This is a genomic window from Gilliamella sp. ESL0250 (genome assembly GCF_013345045.1).
GTDB lineage: Bacteria > Pseudomonadota > Gammaproteobacteria > Enterobacterales > Orbaceae > Gilliamella > Gilliamella apicola_H.
In genome coordinates, this window is record NZ_JAAEDV010000006.1 from 96,641 (window position 1) to 116,091 (window position 19,451).

At 31.8% G+C, this 19,451-nt stretch carries 24 protein-coding genes; 16 read left to right on the plus strand and 8 right to left on the minus strand.

The window, feature by feature from the left end:
- Positions 1-5: 5 nt before the first annotated feature.
- Positions 6-1,619, plus strand: a complete 1,614-nt coding sequence (locus GYY69_RS06605; RefSeq protein ID WP_174796964.1) for a conjugal transfer protein TraG N-terminal domain-containing protein — start codon at positions 6-8, stop codon at positions 1,617-1,619.
- A gap of 70 nt (positions 1,620-1,689) precedes the next feature.
- Here GYY69_RS06605 and GYY69_RS06610 read toward each other — a convergent pair whose 3' ends face one another.
- The gene (locus GYY69_RS06610) at positions 1,690-1,959 is read right to left on the minus strand and encodes a hypothetical protein (protein ID WP_174796965.1); all 270 of its coding nucleotides are present in this window, start codon (positions 1,957-1,959) and stop codon (positions 1,690-1,692) included.
- 461 nt (positions 1,960-2,420) lie between these two features.
- Between GYY69_RS06610 and GYY69_RS06615 the strand changes: the two genes are divergently transcribed.
- From GYY69_RS06615 to GYY69_RS06645, 7 genes are all read left to right on the plus strand, one after another.
- Positions 2,421-2,774, plus strand: coding sequence for a hypothetical protein (locus GYY69_RS06615; protein ID WP_065590133.1), 354 nt, complete (start codon positions 2,421-2,423; stop codon positions 2,772-2,774).
- A gap of 311 nt (positions 2,775-3,085) precedes the next feature.
- Positions 3,086-3,472, plus strand: a complete 387-nt coding sequence (locus GYY69_RS06620) for a hypothetical protein (RefSeq protein ID WP_174796966.1) — start codon at positions 3,086-3,088, stop codon at positions 3,470-3,472.
- Between the two features lie 86 nt (positions 3,473-3,558).
- On the plus strand, positions 3,559-4,110 hold the full coding sequence (locus tag GYY69_RS06625) for a DUF3275 family protein (RefSeq protein ID WP_174796967.1): 552 nt from the start codon (positions 3,559-3,561) through the stop codon (positions 4,108-4,110).
- Positions 4,111-4,189: 79 nt separating this feature from the next.
- Complete coding sequence (locus GYY69_RS06630; RefSeq protein ID WP_065590136.1) at positions 4,190-4,768, plus strand: hypothetical protein; 579 nt, start codon at positions 4,190-4,192, stop codon at positions 4,766-4,768.
- 15 nt (positions 4,769-4,783) lie between these two features.
- Entirely contained in the window at positions 4,784-6,256 is a 1,473-nt protein-coding gene (locus GYY69_RS06635; protein ID WP_174796968.1) for a DUF6094 domain-containing protein, read from the plus strand.
- 81 nt (positions 6,257-6,337) lie between these two features.
- Positions 6,338-8,644 (plus strand): SNF2-related protein, encoded by a 2,307-nt coding sequence (locus tag GYY69_RS06640; protein ID WP_174796969.1) that lies wholly within the window; start codon positions 6,338-6,340, stop codon positions 8,642-8,644.
- Positions 8,645-8,760: 116 nt separating this feature from the next.
- On the plus strand, positions 8,761-9,117 hold the full coding sequence (locus tag GYY69_RS06645) for a hypothetical protein (protein WP_174796970.1): 357 nt from the start codon (positions 8,761-8,763) through the stop codon (positions 9,115-9,117).
- 23 nt (positions 9,118-9,140) lie between these two features.
- On the opposite strand, the gene GYY69_RS06650 is transcribed toward GYY69_RS06645, so the two are convergent.
- The 6 genes from GYY69_RS06650 to GYY69_RS06675 all read right to left on the minus strand — a co-directional run bounded on the left by GYY69_RS06650 (position 9,141) and on the right by GYY69_RS06675 (position 11,850).
- Complete coding sequence (locus GYY69_RS06650) at positions 9,141-9,467, minus strand: hypothetical protein (RefSeq protein WP_160430868.1); 327 nt, start codon at positions 9,465-9,467, stop codon at positions 9,141-9,143.
- Positions 9,468-9,573: 106 nt separating this feature from the next.
- Entirely contained in the window at positions 9,574-9,987 is a 414-nt protein-coding gene (locus tag GYY69_RS06655; RefSeq protein WP_160430866.1) for a hypothetical protein, read from the minus strand.
- A gap of 74 nt (positions 9,988-10,061) precedes the next feature.
- Positions 10,062-10,454, minus strand: coding sequence for a hypothetical protein (locus GYY69_RS06660; protein ID WP_174796971.1), 393 nt, complete (start codon positions 10,452-10,454; stop codon positions 10,062-10,064).
- 264 nt (positions 10,455-10,718) lie between these two features.
- Positions 10,719-11,009: a type II toxin-antitoxin system RelE family toxin gene (locus tag GYY69_RS06665; protein ID WP_065583136.1), complete on the minus strand. Its 291-nt coding sequence runs from the start codon at positions 11,007-11,009 to the stop codon at positions 10,719-10,721.
- Positions 10,999-11,250 (minus strand): type II toxin-antitoxin system RelB/DinJ family antitoxin, encoded by a 252-nt coding sequence (locus GYY69_RS06670; RefSeq protein ID WP_160432459.1) that lies wholly within the window; start codon positions 11,248-11,250, stop codon positions 10,999-11,001. The genes GYY69_RS06665 and GYY69_RS06670 overlap by 11 nt, the downstream gene beginning before the upstream one ends.
- A 132-nt stretch (positions 11,251-11,382) precedes the next feature.
- A complete protein-coding gene (locus GYY69_RS06675; RefSeq protein WP_174796972.1) occupies positions 11,383-11,850 on the minus strand; it encodes an STY4534 family ICE replication protein in 468 nt (155 codons plus the stop codon).
- Between the two features lie 377 nt (positions 11,851-12,227).
- Between GYY69_RS06675 and mobH the strand changes: the two genes are divergently transcribed.
- From mobH to GYY69_RS06690, 3 genes are read left to right on the plus strand one after another with little or no spacing between them, the layout of a single operon-like run.
- Positions 12,228-14,111 carry a MobH family relaxase gene (gene mobH / locus GYY69_RS06680; protein WP_174796973.1) on the plus strand — a complete coding sequence of 628 codons (1,884 nt, stop codon included), beginning with the start codon at positions 12,228-12,230 and terminating at the stop codon, positions 14,109-14,111.
- Positions 14,112-14,123: 12 nt separating this feature from the next.
- A complete protein-coding gene (locus GYY69_RS06685) occupies positions 14,124-14,450 on the plus strand; it encodes a phage integrase SAM-like domain-containing protein (protein ID WP_174796974.1) in 327 nt (108 codons plus the stop codon).
- Positions 14,444-15,091 carry a site-specific integrase gene (locus GYY69_RS06690; RefSeq protein WP_160430858.1) on the plus strand — a complete coding sequence of 216 codons (648 nt, stop codon included), beginning with the start codon at positions 14,444-14,446 and terminating at the stop codon, positions 15,089-15,091. The genes GYY69_RS06685 and GYY69_RS06690 overlap by 7 nt, the downstream gene beginning before the upstream one ends.
- 932 nt (positions 15,092-16,023) lie before the next feature.
- Here GYY69_RS06690 and GYY69_RS06695 read toward each other — a convergent pair.
- Positions 16,024-16,209: a regulator gene (locus tag GYY69_RS06695; RefSeq protein ID WP_174796975.1), complete on the minus strand. Its 186-nt coding sequence runs from the start codon at positions 16,207-16,209 to the stop codon at positions 16,024-16,026.
- A 123-nt stretch (positions 16,210-16,332) separates the two neighbouring features.
- Here GYY69_RS06695 and GYY69_RS06700 point away from each other — a divergent pair, with 123 nt between their 5' ends.
- From GYY69_RS06700 to GYY69_RS06720, 5 genes are all read left to right on the plus strand, one after another.
- Positions 16,333-16,605, plus strand: coding sequence for a helix-turn-helix transcriptional regulator (locus GYY69_RS06700; RefSeq protein ID WP_174796976.1), 273 nt, complete (start codon positions 16,333-16,335; stop codon positions 16,603-16,605).
- Positions 16,606-16,704: 99 nt separating this feature from the next.
- Entirely contained in the window at positions 16,705-17,358 is a 654-nt protein-coding gene (locus GYY69_RS06705; protein ID WP_174796977.1) for a hypothetical protein, read from the plus strand.
- A 21-nt stretch (positions 17,359-17,379) separates the two neighbouring features.
- The gene (locus GYY69_RS06710) at positions 17,380-17,529 is read left to right on the plus strand and encodes a hypothetical protein (RefSeq protein WP_174796978.1); all 150 of its coding nucleotides are present in this window, start codon (positions 17,380-17,382) and stop codon (positions 17,527-17,529) included.
- A 27-nt stretch (positions 17,530-17,556) separates the two neighbouring features.
- On the plus strand, positions 17,557-18,438 hold the full coding sequence (locus GYY69_RS06715; RefSeq protein WP_174796979.1) for a hypothetical protein: 882 nt from the start codon (positions 17,557-17,559) through the stop codon (positions 18,436-18,438).
- Between the two features lies 1 nt (position 18,439).
- Entirely contained in the window at positions 18,440-19,444 is a 1,005-nt protein-coding gene (locus GYY69_RS06720) for a phage integrase (RefSeq protein WP_174796980.1), read from the plus strand.
- The last annotated feature ends 7 nt before the right edge of the window (positions 19,445-19,451 follow it).

The window sequence follows — 19,451 nt, forward strand, 5'->3', positions numbered from 1 at the left end:
GATATATGTCTGCAATGAGCTTTTTTGACTATGTGACATTGTCACTAGCGTGGTTGGTAAATAACGGAATATGGAGCATTATATCATCTTCTGGTCTTTTTATTGTCCCTTTTATATTCAAAATGTTTAGCATCACGATAAATGTTATGGAGGATGGAGAATTAAAAGGTAAGCATGCAAACTTTATTCTGACTAGATTGGAAACGTACATTTATATTAGCATGGTTGTCATTTTCTTTGCATGTTATCCATCAATTCCTCTTGATATTCGTGTATTACACTATGAGCATAGCGGATTTTCAGCAGTTATTGATGAAGGAAAAATTACTCGACAGAAAATGGAATGTTCATATGCTGAAATATCTCCAGAGTCTTCATCATTTAAAAAAAATAGTATTTTATTTGGTGGACAACAAATTTATGTCCCAATTTGGTGGTACTTTGTGCATTCTTTATCTTCTGGTGTTACACAATCAGTGGTCACGACATTACCGTGTAACACCGATTTACGAGAAATTCGTACAACAATTTCAGAGTTAGCAGTAAGAGATCCAATTTTGAAAAAAGAAGCCAATGAGTTTTATTCATTTTGTTTTAATCCATCGTTTAACAAATTAAATACTGAGTTGCCTAAATTACCTGATGATTTAATTAGTGATGTGACGTGGCCGGGATCGTCATATTATTTAAATACGCCGGGATATTATGATTCGTTTAGATCTCAGACTCCTCAAAAAAGCTGGCCATATGATGAACAACGAGATGTGGGATTGACGCCTGGAGAAGGTAATACTGGCTATCCGACATGTAATACATGGTGGAGTGATAGTGAAGTTGGTTTAAAAAAGAAAATTATTGATGATATTAATGAGCAGATTTATATTGAATCTAATGAAAAAACAAGAACTGGTAATTTAAATCCTAATATTAATAAATTTTCGTTTTGGAAATGGGTGACTACAAGCAAAAAAGAGTTAAATGAAATTGTTTTACGTTCAGTTTTAAATCCAAAAAAAATGTTACAGAGTTCTGATTATCTGTTTATTGACTACGAAAACAGGGATCCATCGATATCAGAGCAACTCGGCAGTTCAATTGCGTCGGTAGGTACATTTTTTTCTTCTATGTCGAACTTTATTGAAATTGATGCGTTGCGACAAGCAGCACCCATGATTCAATCTATATTAATAATGTCTATTATTATTTTATTACCTATCATTAGTTTAATTGGGGGATTTGAACCGAAAACGATAATTACACTAACATTTGTCATGTTTTCATTGATATTTTTAACTTTTGTCTGGGAACTTGCTCGTTTTCTAGATTCTAGACTTATTAATATTATGTATGAAAATAATGCTATTCATTTTATGTCAGATAGGTGGAATATTAATAAATCGTTAGTTGATATTATTACGTCATTTGTATTTATTGGATTCCCTTTGATTTTACTTACAAGTTTATCGTGGGCTGGGTTTAAAGTTAGTGTAGGAGTAGAGAGTTTTATCAATAATTCGGGTAAAAAAATGCAACAGGCAGGAAGAGAAGGAATGAGTAAGGCTAAACAAGGAGCAAACATTGCAATGAAAGTTGCAACAAAAGGAAAAGGGAAAAAATAGTTAAAGGGAATTAGATAAGTTGCGCTAAAATAACTGGCATTAAATGCTAAATGTCAGTTATTTAAAATAATCACCATTTTATCCTGCCATCTCTTGTGTAAGCATGACCGTCATCATCATAATATGATATTTCATCATCATCATCATCTTCTTCTTCTTCTCTTCTTTCTGCTGGTGTTGTTTCCAAAAAAAACGGTAATATGTAGAGTATACCTTTGAATATAAACAATATAAATGTTACAGAAACTGATAAAATTTTTATAAATAATTCAAATCCGTCGCTATTAAACAGCATTTTATGGTTTGTGTCAGATTGTGTTGACTTATCTTTATTTTCCATTTTTATGCCTCTGATTAAAATTTAGCCTTTATATATAAAATATATTTTGCTTTGTGTCAATGCTAAATACTTAAATGGCAAAAACAAAGGGTAAAAGGGTAAGGAAAAAAAGGTAATGGTTATTAATGGTAATGGGCCATAATGGGAATGGCCCTACCTTGAAAAGGCTGAAAAGGCTAAAAATAAAAAGGGCATAGCATAACTAGTTGTTGATTTTAAATTTAATATTGAATTTAGTGAATCATTTGCATTATAATGAAACTAGTTTTAGTTACTTTTTTAGTAACAAACAACGAGAAGATGATCATTAATTCTCAGACGCTGCCAATAAAATGGGGCGTTCCTTTCTTAAGGTGATCACATCCTAACAGCCAACAAACTCACTACTTTCGTAGGTTGGTAGCATCTATTTGATGTTGAGTTATTTTAGACTATCACATTCACATATTGAGGAATACTCAATGTCTTATGCAATTACTTTTGACTTCGATACTAGTAGGTTAGAGCACTATTATCCTGGTGCATATACTAATGCTTATAAAGAAGTTAGAGATGAGTTAAAAAAGCTTGGTTTTGAATGGAAGCAAGGATCTGTATATTTTGGTAATAGTAGTATTAATGCAGTAACTTGTGTTTTAGCCGTTCAACAATTGGGACAAAAGTTTAGTTGGTTTACACCTTCATTGAAAGATATTCGAATGCTAAGAATTGAGGAATACAATGACTTACTTCCAGCATTGGTGCAACAACGAGAACTAACTCATGCCTCATTAGAAAAAAATGAGATCCAAAATAAAACAAGAAAATTATTTTAATAAGTAATTAATTGTTTTTATCACTTACCCATAGGGGAATTTTATCCCTATCGGGCATAAATTCTCCTTTTTTATTCAACTTTTAATTAGGAGAATATATATCCATGTTAACTAACGAATACATACTTCTTTCGACAGAATATTTCCTTGCTTTAATCAATTGTGAAGCAACTATACCTGATGATGTATCATTAAGTTCAATCATTCAAGAATACTTACATAAGTCTTAATTTTAATGTGTCAACCAGGAGGGGGGATTTTCACTCCTCTTGAGTGATATCTCCTGATTTTGTTTGAGGAGGTTTATTATTATGAGATGGTATTCAGAGCATAATATTCATACTAAATCTGAGTTAATTAATTTATTAATTGCTCCTGTTTATAGTGAACATTATGAAGAAAAAACATTGCAATTTCATGTTTGTAATGACTATATTCATGGAGTAACCATATTATGGTCATTAATTGAATTTAATGTCATAAACGATTATCGAAACATTTTACTGGCGGGTAAATACCGTTACATAAAATGTAATTTGATTAAAAAAATTGACGAGGCTTGGAGCTATTCATATTATTGTGAATTATCTTTTCCTCCTTATTATTCATGTCCACTTAATTACCTTGAATTAGCTAATTTTGAAGTAAATCAAGAATGGCGAACTCAAGTTAGAAATTATCATCAACTACAAAAATAGTTTTCCTATTTCTATTTAAACCAGCTTACTTTATTACGTATAAAGTAGTTGGTTTTTATTTTTACTTTTTATACTGGAGCATTAATATGATTTCAATATCTGGTGAATTAGTCATTACAACCAGAACGGGTAAATATGGCAATTTCAATGTCGCCAAGCTTTTTACGTCCATTGGTGAATTTTCTTTAAAAGATAATAAATTATTGGATCAGTATGAAGCTGGAAAATATGAAGGGTCGTTTGTGATTAAACAAATCAAATCTTCTTCATATAGTTATGGCAATCGTGTTGTTATTGAATGTTGTGCGTATATTGAAGAGATGGATCTGGTTAATTCATCCAAATTAGATGAAGCAGATTCGGAAAAAATACATGTATCAGAAGACCCTATTTGTCAGACTGAGTCATCTGAAGTTCAGAAAGTTAATACTGAACATCAACATGAAGAAACTATGGCTACCTCAGGTTCAGGTGATGCTGAACTGTTTGGTATTTTATGGCCGATAGGTGATCAAGTTAAACTAGATTCAACGGAGGATCGCTTAAAAATACGTTCCCAGAAAAAACGTTTAATCGAACTTGGTTACCATTTTGACTATAAAAGCCAATGTTGGAATAAATTGCCAGAACAATTTTAACTTAACTTATCTATCTCTGGGGAGAAACAGGTCTCTCTAGAGATCGTTTCTCCTTATATTGATTTAAGGAGAAACTTTAATGAGTAACATTCTTACATTACAAGATATTCCAGATTTGAAATGTGATTGTTGTATTGCGAATAATGACTCCGAACTGATTTTTTTATCTGTATGGGGGAAAGATACAGCAATGCAGGAACTCTTTGCAAAACTTACGATTGGCGAAACAACTAAACATGGTTTAACGGATATTAAGTTAAATCATCATCGGGTGTTTTTAGCTGAAGGAAAGCATTATGCAAAGCGCACATTGAAAGTAACTAAAACGTTATTTGGTTCGTTGATTCATGCTTTTATTTTTGATAAACGCATTATTGAGCCAAACCGTGATTCAAATTCAATGATCTCTATTTATAAGGTAGAAGATGTTTCCACTAGACATAATCGTTACTTTGATGCAATTAAAACACTTTCATCTGTACCCATTTTAGAACATTGGGCTGACGAAATTGTATCGATTGCTAAACAACAAGGAATGATTAAAGAACATAAAGCAATTGTTGGTGATATTGATGCAACAACAATCATTGTAAACGACACAATATTAACTCAAATCATGAGCCAAAAAATTTGTGATGGTATTTTAACTTTATCATAATCATAGGGAGTATTTATGGTTGCACTTGTATCACCGAGAGTGGCGCATAATTTTGCTAAAAATGGCTATTATCCAACGGATGATGCTACAACAAATGCAATTATTAGCCATTTTGTAAGAATTGATAATACTGCTATTCGAGTTTTAGATCCTTGCGTTGGTGAAGCTCGAGCAGCAAGTAATATTGCGTATTCACTTAGTCATAAAGCAAAACTATATGGTATTGAATACAATCGACATCGAGCAGAACTAGCTCAAAAATATTGTGATGTTTTGTTAAGAAGTGACTTATTTGATACCGTTATTTCACCTAATTCCTTTGGTTTATTATTCTTAAATCCACCATATGGAGATTTAACTAGTGAACATAAAGGAGCAATTAAAAATTATCAGAAAGACTACAAACGACTAGAGAAAATATTCTATCGTTTTACGATTCCGTCGCTTCAGTATAACGGTATTTTAGTATTAATAATTCCGTTTACTCAGCTTGATGAGATGCTTTCAAATTGGATTGCAAGTCAGTTCACTGATATTTCAATATTTACAGCTTGTGATAAACAATTCAAGCAAATTGTTATTTTTGGAAGAAAAGTTCGACAAAATGATATATCACTTCAGGAAAAAAATGATGTGAAGGCGAAATTTAAGGCTATTTTTGAAGGAGAAATTGTTCCTGATGAGATAGCTGTTACAAATAAGCCAATGTATCAAATTCCTGAGCTAGAAAGTGAAATTAAGTCTTTCTATAAATTATCATTTACCGATGAAGAGTTAGGTCAGGAAGTTAAAAAGATAGGTGGATTATGGAATGACTTTAATCTTTTTTTCAAAAAATGTTGTGAACGCAAACGCAAACCGTTGTGTAAAATGTCGGATTGGCATTTATCGTTAGCACTAGCTGCTGGTGAAATCAATGGTATTGTAAAGTCTAACACAGGTAAAACATATATTATTAAAGGTGATACTTATAAATCAAAGTCGAAAAATGTTGAAAATACGTTGGATGATAATGGATTTATTATTGAATCAAAAACAATTTTGACTGATAAATTTGTTCCTTCAATTCAGGCATGGGATTTCACTCCAAATTCTGAAACATTTGGTTCGTTATTTCTGATTTCGAACCGAGATAATGAAGCTGATGAATTGTGTGAAAATGATGGATGTCTTGAAAATAATCAATACAATTTGGTTATCACTGGAGAGATTTATTTTACACAAGGAGTTAAGTCCTTAACAGATAGTGATTTTAATATGGCACTTGCTGTTTCAAAAGCTCTCAGTCGTTATGAAAAAGGTGATTGGGGTAATGATATGGATGATAGTGACAAAAAATTAAATGATCGAGTTTTAAGGCAAGGACAAAAAAATGATCGCTTATTTGCAAGTTATAAGCTTTCTGATGATATAAAACTATGGATTATTACTGAATGGCATGGTGAGCGAGGTTTTATAACTACGTTAATGCTGCCAAATGAATATTAAATCTATATTAATTTAAACATTAACCCATAAGGGATACAATCCCTTGTGGAGCTTGTATCCCTTTTTATTTAAGGATTAAAAATGGAACAAGTAACATCAAATATACAAATTGATTTAAATAGTTTTATTAACGAGTTTAAAGATTCACTATTGAATAGTTTGAATGCATCTAATCCTCCAGTTTACAGTGAGGATGATATGTCATTTGAACGACAATCAATTATGGAACAGTTAAAACGTAAACCATTTAGTGAACAAGCTAATGTTGTACAGGCTGTTACAAAATTGTTATTAGATCAGAATGAACCTGCAGCAATTATCAATGCTGAAATGGGAACAGGAAAGACAATGATGGCAATTGCTGTGGCAGCAGTACTTCACTATGAAGCCCAGTATCGACGTAATCTGATAATTTCGCCACCTCATCTTGTATATAAATGGCGACGTGAAATTTTAGAAACGATACCAGGTGCAAAAGTATGGGTTTTAAATGGCTCAGATACGCTTGTAAAACTATTAAAATTGAGACAAGAGCTTAAGTTAGGTATTACATCTACATCTAATGTGCCTGAATTTTACGTTTTAGGACGTGTTCGAATGCGGATGGGATACCACTGGAAACACGCACTGAAATCAAAACCTATTTACCAAAAGCAAAATTTTCATGAAAGTGGGGAAGTTAAAACAAAATACATAAAAAAAGACTGTGCTGCTTGTCCCGACTGTTATAATTTTTGTCGTGATGACGAGGGGGAGTTAATTCTTTTTAGCGATTTTGTTTTGAAAGAACATCGAACAACTTGTGTGAATTGTGGCAGTGCTTTATGGACTTTGATTAGACCATCAAATAACTCGAATTCTAGTTTTAGAGACAGAGTTAAAAAATCGATGTGTCAAATTCCGACAATTGGACCAGTAAAAGCTGAATCTTTAATTAATAAATTTGGTGACGATTTTCTATCTGATCTGCTTGCGGATAATGCATCAGATTTTGTTAATCTTATGAATGAAGAGGGTGAGTTTATTTTCACTGACAGACAAGCAATAAGAATGGAAAAAGCGTTAGCTAAACTTGAATTTGGTTTTGGCGAGGGTGCTTATCAAGCTACCGAATTTATCAAAAGATATTTACCACAAGGATTTTTTGATTTATTGATTGTTGATGAATGTCATGAATATAAAAATCAGGGCTCTGCACAAGGGCAGGCGATGGGTGTGCTTGCCAGCCAAGTTAAAAAGATTTTACTTTTAACTGGTACTTTGATGGGAGGTTATGCAGATGACCTATTTTTTTTACTTTTCCGTGTATTAACGTCTAAGATGATTGAAGACGGTTATAAACCGAATAGCAGAGGTTCACTTGGTACTGCAGCAATGGAGTTTATGCGAGATCATGGAATCATTAAAGACCTATATACGGAAAGGCATGGAAATAGTCATAAAACAGCCAAAGGTAATCAGATTTCTCATCGAACACAAAAAGCTCCAGGTTTTGGACCAAAGGGTATTTTACGATATGTATTACCGTATACAGTATTTCTAAAGCTTAAAGATATTGGTGATAATATTCTCCCGAATTATACTGAAGAGTATATTGATATTAAAATGTCATATGAGCAAAGAAGTTATTACGATGATTTATCGAATAAACTTAAGAGTGAGTTGAGAAGTGCATTAGTGAAAAGAGATACAACATTACTTGGTGTTGTACTCAATACCTTACTTGCATGGCCTGACTGCTGTTTTAGAGCAGAAACAGTCACTCATCCAAGAACACGAGATAAGCTGGCTTTTGTGCCATCTGTATTTAGTGGTGATGAGGGTGATAGTTTTATTGAATGTTCGCCAAAAGAGCAATCTTTAGTTGAACATTGTTTAGCTGAAAAAACAGATGGTCGTAAAGTATTAGTATATGCAACTTATACTGGTACTCGAGATATAACAGAACGGCTTAAGCTTATTTTAGAACAAGCTGGTTTAAAAACAGCTATATTAAAATCAAATGTGTCGCCAGAAAAGAGAGAGGATTGGATCTTAGACAAAGTGGATAAAGATTATGATATTGTCATAACAAATCCAGAACTTGTTAAAACAGGTCTTGATTTACTTGATTTTCCGACCATTATTTTCTTGCAAACTGGTTTTAATGTTTACACATTGCAACAAGCAGCAAAACGTTCGTTCAGAATTGGCCAGAAAAATGATGTAAAAGTGATTTATTTGGGCTATGAAAATTCAGCACAAACAAGCTGTTTAAAATTAATGGCAAAAAAAATAGCGGTTTCACAAAGTACTTCAGGGGATATGCCTGAATCGGGATTAGATATACTTAATTCTGATGATGAATCCATTGAAGTGGCTTTAGCAAAACAGCTAATTGCCGTATAAAAATAAGTGATATAAAGTAAAAGCTGGCACGTTATGTGTCAGTTTTTTTAATTATAAATCCAAATGGCATTATAAGTGCAATAATATTATTGCCTAAATAATTATAGGAGCAAATAATGATGGATATGGCTTGCATTCGAGAACAAGAAAAAAGAAAACAATTAAAGGAGAAAGAGAAGATAGTTATTATAACCACATGCGAACGATTAATTGAAAAAGGATTTGAGTTAAAATATAAAAATAATGAAAAATTCGATATTAACAAGTTACTGTCTTTGCATTCTCAACTATTCGATAAGAATAATACCGAAGATATTTTTTTAACAGTTATTGATGTGGAGCATCAAGAGGGCTTTCTTTCATTTAAAGCAAATAGTATCAATTGTTTGCATGTTATCAATAAGTACAGTGATAATTTAGATTTTGAAATGTTTGAAATATCAAGATTTATTCAAACTTACATATTAAATTAATATGGAGTTGCTGATATTGTAAATTAATCTGAGTTGCAATTATCAAAACAAATCTCTTTTAACTGAGTTTCAGTGAAATTATTTTGTTCAGAATCTGCAAAATCCGAAATAGTAAAATTACAAACTTCCCCCCATGTTACTAGGCACTCAACACACGTTATTGGGTATTGGTTTTCAGCGATTTTTAGAGAATCCCCAATTACTTCATTTTTTTCATTTCTTTTTATTGTATAGCTATTGCAGAGCGTGCCATCACTAGTTGCTATATGTGTTAATGTTCGTTGTAGAACTAGCCCTTTTTGTGTTTTAATTTGTTCGATTGTTGTAATTGTTTTTTTTATTGTTTCCATTATTAGCCTCAACCCCTATTTTTAAATCTATTGCGTGAGTCCAATCTGCACTGAATAAAATCAGTCGTAAAAAAGCAAGTTTCCTTGCTTTCTTATTGTGAATGATTTAACTAGTTAAGAGACAGATATTATCAATAATTTCACCATCAATACTTAATACAGCTTCGGAATACAAATCAAAATAGGCATTATGGCCTAATTCTTTTAAATGCTCCAAAAAGCAAATCAAAAAACATTGTGTATAATCTCCTGATGATAAAATTTCTTTATAAGATGAATTGAAACGGCTAGCAATTTTATGATTGAAATCATTTAAATTATTACATTGCCATTGTTTCATTAACCAATCTTCCATTTTTGATAGATAGAGATTAAATTCAACGCCTTCTCCATCAGAGAATGAATTAATCAAATCATATCGTTTAATATTAGATAATATATCGTCATCAATTTTTATAATGTCATCTCTAAGATAGAGTCGTTTACTAGTATCATTATCAAGTTTATTTTCACTATACATAAGTGTTCTCCTATAGTTTAATTGATGGAGAACACTCCATTAGGAGTATTCTCCTAATGGAATGTGTAGAGTTTTTATAAAGCTAATTCATAACGAGTTAGATCAATGAGTTTAGCTATTTCAATATTACGAACAATAGGTAATTTACGTTTCAGATATTCGATGAAATTAGTTGTTGGGTTTAACTGCCAATGAACTAATACTACATTTACTAAGCCACTAATTACTATGTTCTGGGTAGAATTGTCTACTATTGATGCACGTTTAACTTTACATGGACGATTATTAATTTCACCATCCATCCAAATATCACTAAGAAGGTGAGTAATTTCATTTTCAGCCTCAATAATTGAATTGAAACTACGCTCAGAAGTGATAATTTCGACCTGATTATTGTCAGTGAAATTGATCTCTAGTTTAAATCCATAATTACTTGTAAATAAGTCTTTAATGTAATTAATTGTCATGATAATTCTCCAAAATTAAGTCGATAAAAGGAGAATTTATGCCCGATAGGGATAAAATTCCCCTATGGGTGAGTAAAAGATAAGTTTATAAGAACTCAACATCAAACAGATGTTACCAACCTACGAAAGTAGTGAGTTTGTTGGCTGTTAGGATGTGATCACCTTAAAAAAGGAACGTCCCATTTTATTGGCGACGTCAGAGAATTAACGATCATCTTCTCTATGTTTGCCACTAAAAGTAGCGAAAAAAATTAGTATAACGATTTAGTTAATGCGCTGCTTCGCATCATTGTAAACATTTAAAGATTCTCGCTTACCTATCGCTAACACTTTGATAATAATAAGCTCATCAATAACTTTATAGACCATTCTGAATCCAGATGACCTCAATTTTATTTTGAAACACCCAGACAGTGAACCACTTAACTTAGCTGATTCAATATAGGGGTTAATCTGAAGTTTTTTTAACTTTTTTTTAAATTGAAGCTGAATACTCCGATCTAATTTATTCCATTCTTTAAATGCCTTTTCATCGAACACGACTTTAAAGGTCATCCACATTCACCTCAATAGTTTTACCTGGATTTCTGAGTCTATCTTCGGCAATTCTAAGAATATCTTCATCTTCGTCAATAAATAGATTCACTTCCTTAAAAGGTAATCTCTTATTATTGGCGACATACCGCAAAAAACCACGAATAGCTTCATTTGGCTTAATATTCATCTGATTAAAAACAGAAAATGATTCATCCCTAAGTTTATCATCAATTCTGATTTGTATAGGTTTATTACTCATAATTTATTCTCCATATTATAAGTGCATTGCAATATGTATTGCACCAATAATAATGTAATTTAAAAAACGTAAAAAGCAACTGATTTTACAATTAAAAAAAGCAAGTTTCCTTGCTTTTTTTATCGTTAATTATTATGCAACATTACTGAGTTTTTCGTCAATTTGTTGAGGTTCACCTTGATTTTCTAAATGTTCGATTTTATCCGAATATTTAAGTTCACCGTCAATTTTAATGCTGGAGATTTTTAGTAATCGAGCTTTTAAATTGACTCCAACTTCTCCTTTTTTATCCCCAGTGCTGTATGTAAATGTTTCAGCATAGATATCACCAACGCAAAAATTTACTAAGATTTTTTTGTTAGCTTTATTTGCTTCGATGCATTTTTCAACTAATTTTTTTGCTTTTTCACCGGTAACGTTACAGTTAATGTAAGTATATTCGGCGTTCTGACAATTTCCCCTCAAAGCGGCGATTGTACATGATAAATAAGGTTTACCATTTTTGACTTTAACTTCACGGATTCGGTTTAAATAGCCAATTCCAGTTGTATGTAAATCAAAAAATTGTTTAGTTACTGTGTTATTAGTTAAGTTAGTCATAATATTCTCCAAAATTAAGTCAATAAAAGGAGAATTTATGCCCAATAGGGATAAAATTCCCCTATGGGTGAGTAAAAGATAGTCTAAAATAACTCAACATCAAATAGATGCTACCAACCTACGAAAGTAGTGAGTTTGTTGGCTGTTAGGATGTGATCACCTTAAGAAAGGAACGCCCCATTTTATTGGCAGCGTCTGAGAATTAATGATCATCTTCTCGTTGTTTGCTACAAAAAGTAGCTGAAAACAGGATAATTATACTAATTAAGTAAAAAATCGCAATAAGATCTTTTGATTAATGTTTATTTTGTTATATTAAATGTGGTTTACCGAGTTTATATTGAAAGACTACAGATATCTAAAAAATAATAGTGATTATGTTTCATTTAATAAAAAAATTAATTGTTAAAAATAAACAAGAAGACAACGAAACTAATGATATCACCACTTTATCGGGGTTAGATGGGTGGTATATTCCAACATCCGCAAAAAAATTGCTTGATACGCCTTCCCGAAAAAAGTTGGTCTCACTAATTTGGCAACGAGTATCAATTGATCAACAAAGGTTTAATAAATTATATATGGATGTTATCAATAATTATGTTGAAATAGTGCAATTACTGCCAGCTTCGGAAGCACACCATCACTCGTATACAGGGGGAATGATTGATCACGGACTGGAGGTGGCAAATTATGCATTGAAGCTTAGACAATCTTACTTACTTGGAGCTAACGCAGAAGATATTCCAAGACAAGCTCAGGCTTGGAGTGCCGCAGTTGTATACGGTGCATTGTTACATGACATAGGTAAAGTTGTTGTAGATGTTCATGTTGAAATGAACGATGGCAAAATCTGGTATCCCTGGAAAAGCAATTTAGATTTACCGTATCGGTTTAATTATAAAAAAAATAAGGATTATTCTCTTCATCCGAGTGCTGCAGCATTGATGATTAAACGAATTTTACCAGATGAAAGTATCACTTGGTTATCACAATTCCCTGAATTGTTTAAATCTTTTTTAAGTTTATGTTCAGGTCATACTGAAAAAGCTGGCGTATTATCTGAAATTATACAAAAAGCTGATATGTTTTCTGTATCGAATAATTTAGGTGGAGACCCAACAAAAATACTGAGTAAACCTGTATCATTAATGAGTAAAATGATAGTTTCGATAAGGTATTTAATTGAATCGGAATTAATTTTGAATGCTCCAAAAGCTTGCGATGGCTGGTTTGATGGGAAAGATGTTTGGGTTATCAGTAAATCATTCACCGATAAAATGAAAGCTAATTTGTTGCAAAATGGTATAACTGATATACCGACTGATAATGCAAAAATATTTAATATATTAAAAGAGCACGGGATAGCAATAGCAAATGAAGATAAAACTATTTGGCCATGTAAAATTGAATCTGAGGAGAGTGGTTGGATTGCTGAAAAATTAACACTTATTAGAATACCTGCTAATGTGGCATTTCATAATATTACTAATGCTCCAGAACCATTTAAAGGTTCAATCACTCCACTGTTGATAGAAGCTGAAAATCCTGAACATACTGAAAAAAATGATATTATGATACCCGATAATATTCCTGCCATTCCTGCCGAGGAAGTTGAAGAAGAGCCTAAATTAAACATTATATCTGAGTCTGTAGATGACAAAGCTTCTATAATGCAAGATACAATATTTAATCTATTTTCTAATCAACAGACAAATATTGAGATATCTGAAGTAGATATGGCTGATAATCATGATGATTGCGACAATTCCAAAGAGAACCGTCAGATAAAAGGGAATGATTCAAAAAATAATAATATTTCTATTTCAAATGAGTGTATTTCTAACACATTAGATAATGATGATATCTATAATCACCCATTTTTTAAATGGGTTAGAAGTCAAATTATTGATAAAAAATTACCAGTTAATAACCAAAATGCATGCATTCATACTGTTGACCATAAAATATTTATGGTAACTCCCAAAATTTTTAAAAAATACAGTTTACATATAAATGGTAATGATGATGATAGTAACTGGAAACAATATCAACGTGAATTTCAAGCTTTAAAAATTCATACAAAATTTAGTGATGAAGGATTTAACATCTGGAAATGCATCATTTCTGGAAAAAGAAAGAGTCATACTATTAAGGGTTATTTAATTGATAACAAACCATTATTTGCTATTGAGAATAATTTCCCTGATAACCCTCATTTAACTTTAATCCATGATATTAATATTTACAAAAACAATTAATAAGGAGTTTTTATGAAAACAAAAACAGAAACACAAGGAAAAATGTCTTGGCAAAAATTGTTAATTGCATATCTAGACTTTAAGTCATTGCGTGAACAAAGTAGTTACAATTATCAAAGATATATTGAATCATTTACTCGATTTTTTAATAGCGAGTTTACAGATATTGATTCCATCACTCATGAAAAGGTATCTAATTTTAGAAACCACATTTTGTGTGTAAGACAATGTAAAAATGTAACGTGGAATAGCTATTGTCGGCATTTTAAAGCATTGATGAAGTTTGGAATTGAAAATAGTTTAGTTGCTCAAAAAAAAATCCGTTTGATAGTATGTTAATCAAATCGGGGAAGAAAGCAAAAAAGACTGTATCACAAACCAATATTGATATTTGTTTAAATTTTCTAAAACAAAAGCAGCTAAAAGAATCAATAAAAGATTTTTGTTATCCAGCACAGTTTTGGATAACTTTAATTAAAGTCTTGCAATATACAGGAATACGACGTAATCAATTGTTGCATATTCGTATTTGTGATGTTAATGATAAAGATAAGAAGCTATTTTTAAGAGAAGAAGGCTCTAAAACTCACAGCGAACGAGAAATTCCGCTCATTGATGATGTATTTAATGATATTGTTGAATTAAAAAAACAATTGAAAATGTTGAATAAGAAACCGACTATGCAATTATTTAATATTTATCATTTTAAAAATAATAAATGTGATTTTTATAAAGAAATGAATTTTAATAGAATAGATTCTTTTTTTCAGCAGTTATCAAAAGCTTGTTGTGTAAGAGTTAGTCCCCATCGATTTAGACATACATTAGCAACAAACTTGATGAGGCATCCAGACAGAAATGTGACGTTGGTAAAAGAACTATTAGGGCATTCATCTTTGTCAACGACATTAGAATATATTGTGACAGATCATGAACAATTAAGATCTTGCTTAGATGCTCATTTTAACCAATTAAAATAATGGAGTAATTATATAAATAGTGGTTTGTTGATTATTAAAATTATTTAAAATAACTTACTGCTATTTATTTAATTGAAAGTAATAATATGAAAAACTAGCCAGAAATGTATTAATAGTTATAAAATGCTGAATAATTATTGATGTTGACAAAAATTTTAATTTATTTATTATTTATAAACAATATCTATCCCTCTATACTGAGCTTAGTTAAATATTAAAATCAGTTATTTGATGTAGTCGACTCATAATCGATTGGTCACTGGTTCAAGTCCAGTAGGGGCCACCACTCTAAATCAATATAATCAAAAGTTTACATTTAAAAATCAGCCACTTTTATTAAGTGGCGGTAGTCAATCCAATAAGATTTGTAAGTATTTCTGTCAGCAATAGCAAAGCGGTACTGATCGCCAAGTTTATGGGTGGATGTCTTGACCATTTATCGTTTTTGCCAGTCCTTTTTTGAAAAAAATCAGTATGCCGTTTTTTTAATGTTACAGCGGCATTAAAATCATTGTATAAACGTGTTAAAAATGAAGCATCAGATTCGTTGGTTTGGTCTATATGGGCGATGAAACTCACGCAAAAAGCTGTATTGATTAGTTGCTTGAGTATTTCGTGTTGTGTTCATGTAACCCCAGAATTGAATAAACGAGGGTTAAGTGCACTTAGTCTTGCGTTTTTTATTTCCAAGCAAAAAAGTAGCCTGCTGTTCTGAATCCGATATCTGACAAAACATGATTACTTACTTTTATTGATTAACTTGATTAATCCGCAATTAACTTCTTATACAACTTAATCACTTTACCGTTTGACTTTTCGATATAACCTTTAGGGTTGTGGTCATTAATCTGGATAAGAAATTAAAGCTGACTTATTAGCGACTTTTGGACTTAAATAGATTGTGTGGCTTATTGTTTATTCCTCTTTAATATTTAAGTCACCATATTGATAAAGGTGATTGAGCGGTCGTATTTGCCAGTGATTTGCTTTTTACGGATAGGAAGCTTGCTTTCACTAATGTATTTTTTTACTGTGCGAGGATTCATGCCTGATACACGGGCAAATTCATCAACAGTGACATAAGGCACTGAAATAGCTATTGATATTCTTGGCGTCATAGTGCATTATTCCCAATTAAGTGTTTATATGTGTTTTTATATGATTTATTCAATCTTAGATTAAATTAATTTAATTTAATCTAAGATGTTGTTAATGAATTTTTATTACTTGAGATTAAAATTATGCAAGTTAATTTTGATAGTGGCGGAGCCGCTGTAATAGATCGAATAATTAAAGCCTATGGATTTCGTGCAAAACTACAACTTTGTAATCACTTTGGTACAAAATCAGTAAATCTTTCTTTAAGATATAAAAGATATTTTTCCCCTTCTGATTGGGTTATTCGTTGTATGGCTGAAATAGGCGCCACACTAAAGTGGTTAGCTAATGGTGAAAGTGAATTTTTACCAACCGAACAACAACCGAAAAAACTATTCTTTATAATGATACGTTAGGTAAGTTGGAACGGCTCACCACCCTGCAAGAAAAGGGTCCAATAACCGAGCAAGAGCTTAACGAATTAAAGGCTAAATTGATTTAATAGGAAATGAATAATGTCTACAAAAAAACATAAGATCACGGTGAAAAAGGTTTTAATTTTTAGTTTAATAATTTTTGCTATCTATATCATTACTTTTCCTAAAGACGATTCGCCGCCTAATCCAACGATGGTTACTTTAGGCGCTATTTCTCTTTGTTCATTTTTTGTTTGTGGTTTGATTTTGTTAGGTCGAGCAATCTGTGGACAAAGCAACAAAAATGCACAGGTTGAGGCGAACAATAATTTAAATTCGGAAATTGAAAAATCTAGGGCTTGCTTTGATACTAAAAAGGCATCGGATCAAACTGCTTCATATAACTATTCACATTATTCTGATGATTCAGATGATAACGAATACAAACAACGAGAGCGAGATTTTGAAAATTTTAGAAATAGCCTAACCACAATTTGGAATTCTGGCGTATTTTCAATTTCATTTGGATATTCCAGCGGCAAAAGAGAATTGTTATTAGATAAAGTCCAAATAAACTCGTATGACGAAGTTTATTTCACTGGTTACTGCTTTGACAGTAACGATGAACGCACATTTAAAACAGAACGCTTTGAATCTTATATTGAATGTGCAGGAAAAGAATACAGCCCACGTCGCTTTCTAACCGAAGTCCTCGAATTAGATTTGGAGTATGTTAAGGGGTTGGGGGTTTAATTAAAAAAGAGCTTCATTAGAATGGTTGCTAACGGTAAAGGTGAATTGTTACCAAATGAAACAATTCTTTCTGATGATACGTTGGATAAGCTGGAACGGCTGAACTGCCTAAAAGAAAAGGATGCAATAACTGATCAAGAGTTTAACGAATTAAAGGCTAAGTTGATGTAAGAAAATTAAAAAATAGGAGAGAAACATATGAAGAAAGTATTTAAAATAGTTCTATCATTTGTAATCTGCTTGTTATTTTCTTCAATGAGTTATGCCAGTCCAAACGGTGTAGCAAGAGAGTTGGCTCGGATTGCTAAACAACAAATTCAAAAGCAATATGGGAAATTCCCAATAAAAATTAATGATAAAACATCTTTAGCAAATATCACTGCTGATGGGCAATATATAATTTATGATTACCTTTATAAAAATAGCAGTCAAAAATTCACATCTGAAATTCTAGCCTTATATGTGCAAATGATGTTCGACAAAAGAACGTATGAAAGTAATGATTTTGTATCATTATTCCAAAATGTGCCTCTTGAAGAACTAGTAGTAAGTATCTATACGAAATTAGATGAAATAATTTCATGTGAAAGCTTTTCAGAGGAAAGAGTTTGTGAAACAATTGTAGATGAATTACTGTTATTATTTAATATGCTATATCAACAAATTGATTCTTTAATTGAGGGATTATTATTTTTTATTGATGAGGGGTTGGTTAATAAGTATTTTCAATTCATAAGAGCAGACAAGTATTACTTTGACTGTGACAAAATTATTTGTTCAGATTTATTTACCCCGTTTTGTGTAAAGCCTAAGCAAAATAATCCTCGTATTATTAATCAAAAAGGGGCTTTTATTATATTTGGTTTCGATCATGAAACATTAAAAAAAATGTCCCCACCTAAAGAGCATTTTTCTTTCAGGCCCAAAGATAAGAATGATAATGAAGTAAAAATAGTAATCAGTGGTGACAAAGCAACTATGTTAAAGGATTTAGAAACGTTAGCAATTAATGATGCCACAATGTTTCCTGAAATTGATAATATTTCTGGATATATTACAAATAAATACTTAAATAAATAAAATGACAGTTCGCAAACAAAAATTAGGTAAGTGGTTATTTGAAAAATACCTTGATGGTGGTCGTAGGGTTCGTAAAACTTTCGCCACCAAAGGCGAGGCGTTAGCTTACGAAAATTATTTAGAAGAGCAAACCAACCAAAAGCCTTGGTTGGGTGAAAAGATTGATAAACGCCATTTATCGGATTTAATTAACAGTTGGTATTCATTACATGGGCAAACGCTTAAAGACGGGCAAACACGCCTCAAGGCGATGTTATTTGCTTGTGAATGCATTAATGATCCATTAGCTACTCATTTTACAGCTAAGCAGTTTACTAATTATCGTCAAAAACGTATTGATGGTGAAATATTTCGTACTGACAGAATAAAAAACGTTGCTCCACGTACAATCAATCTTGAATTAACTTATTTTAAAGCCATGTTTAATGAGTTAATTCGGCTAGGGGAGTGGCAACATAGCAATCCGCTTGAAAGAATACGCTCGTTCAAAACAGATGAGCAAGAAATGGCTTATCTTACTAAAGAGCAAATCCATGAACTTCTGTTATCTTGTGAGCAAAGCACCGCTACCGATTTAACTATTATTGTTAAAATTTGCCTAGCAACAGGAGCAAGGTGGAGTGAAGCCGAAAGCCTAAAAGGTACTCAAGTAAAAGATGGTAAAATCACCTACATTAATACCAAAGGCAAACGTAATCGAATCATTCCAATTAGTGGCAAACTCTTCAACGAAATCTCCCAAAAGGATGGTAGCTTATTTACCCCCTGTTACTCAGCGTTCCGCTCAGCAATCGATCGTGCAGGAATAGAATTACCAGATCGACAGCTAACCCACGTATTACGCTATACTTTTGCCAGCCATTTTATGATGAATGGTGGCAATATTTTAGTTTTACAAAAAATACTCGACCACACCGATATCAAAATGACCATGCATTACGCACACTTTGCACCTGATCACTTTGAAGATGCGGTAAGGTTGAATCCGTTGAATATAATTGAATAGGTAATTT

Bases quoted from the DNA above. Each gene is read 5' to 3' on its own strand.
- GYY69_RS06605 (WP_174796964.1), top strand. From the start codon at position 6: ATGTCTGCAATGAGCTTTTTTGACTATGTGACATTGTCACTAGCGTGG.
- GYY69_RS06690 (WP_160430858.1), top strand. From the start codon at position 14,444: ATGTTAATCAAATCGGGGAAGAAAGCAAAAAAGACTGTATCACAAACC.
- GYY69_RS06695 (WP_174796975.1), bottom strand. From the start codon at position 16,209: ATGACGCCAAGAATATCAATAGCTATTTCAGTGCCTTATGTCACTGTT.
- GYY69_RS06635 (WP_174796968.1), top strand. From the start codon at position 4,784: ATGGTTGCACTTGTATCACCGAGAGTGGCGCATAATTTTGCTAAAAAT.
- GYY69_RS06655 (WP_160430866.1), bottom strand. From the start codon at position 9,987: ATGTATAGTGAAAATAAACTTGATAATGATACTAGTAAACGACTCTAT.
- GYY69_RS06615 (WP_065590133.1), top strand. From the start codon at position 2,421: ATGTCTTATGCAATTACTTTTGACTTCGATACTAGTAGGTTAGAGCAC.
- GYY69_RS06710 (WP_174796978.1), top strand. From the start codon at position 17,380: ATGGTTGCTAACGGTAAAGGTGAATTGTTACCAAATGAAACAATTCTT.
- GYY69_RS06625 (WP_174796967.1), top strand. From the start codon at position 3,559: ATGATTTCAATATCTGGTGAATTAGTCATTACAACCAGAACGGGTAAA.
- GYY69_RS06650 (WP_160430868.1), bottom strand. From the start codon at position 9,467: ATGGAAACAATAAAAAAAACAATTACAACAATCGAACAAATTAAAACA.
- GYY69_RS06700 (WP_174796976.1), top strand. From the start codon at position 16,333: ATGCAAGTTAATTTTGATAGTGGCGGAGCCGCTGTAATAGATCGAATA.
- GYY69_RS06685 (WP_174796974.1), top strand. From the start codon at position 14,124: ATGAAAACAAAAACAGAAACACAAGGAAAAATGTCTTGGCAAAAATTG.
- GYY69_RS06630 (WP_065590136.1), top strand. From the start codon at position 4,190: ATGAGTAACATTCTTACATTACAAGATATTCCAGATTTGAAATGTGAT.
- GYY69_RS06610 (WP_174796965.1), bottom strand. From the start codon at position 1,959: ATGGAAAATAAAGATAAGTCAACACAATCTGACACAAACCATAAAATG.
- GYY69_RS06670 (WP_160432459.1), bottom strand. From the start codon at position 11,250: ATGAGTAATAAACCTATACAAATCAGAATTGATGATAAACTTAGGGAT.
- GYY69_RS06715 (WP_174796979.1), top strand. From the start codon at position 17,557: ATGAAGAAAGTATTTAAAATAGTTCTATCATTTGTAATCTGCTTGTTA.
- GYY69_RS06640 (WP_174796969.1), top strand. From the start codon at position 6,338: ATGGAACAAGTAACATCAAATATACAAATTGATTTAAATAGTTTTATT.
- GYY69_RS06705 (WP_174796977.1), top strand. From the start codon at position 16,705: ATGTCTACAAAAAAACATAAGATCACGGTGAAAAAGGTTTTAATTTTT.
- GYY69_RS06645 (WP_174796970.1), top strand. From the start codon at position 8,761: ATGATGGATATGGCTTGCATTCGAGAACAAGAAAAAAGAAAACAATTA.
- GYY69_RS06675 (WP_174796972.1), bottom strand. From the start codon at position 11,850: ATGACTAACTTAACTAATAACACAGTAACTAAACAATTTTTTGATTTA.
- GYY69_RS06665 (WP_065583136.1), bottom strand. From the start codon at position 11,009: ATGACCTTTAAAGTCGTGTTCGATGAAAAGGCATTTAAAGAATGGAAT.
- GYY69_RS06620 (WP_174796966.1), top strand. From the start codon at position 3,086: ATGAGATGGTATTCAGAGCATAATATTCATACTAAATCTGAGTTAATT.
- GYY69_RS06660 (WP_174796971.1), bottom strand. From the start codon at position 10,454: ATGACAATTAATTACATTAAAGACTTATTTACAAGTAATTATGGATTT.
- GYY69_RS06720 (WP_174796980.1), top strand. From the start codon at position 18,440: ATGACAGTTCGCAAACAAAAATTAGGTAAGTGGTTATTTGAAAAATAC.
- mobH (WP_174796973.1), top strand. From the start codon at position 12,228: ATGTTTCATTTAATAAAAAAATTAATTGTTAAAAATAAACAAGAAGAC.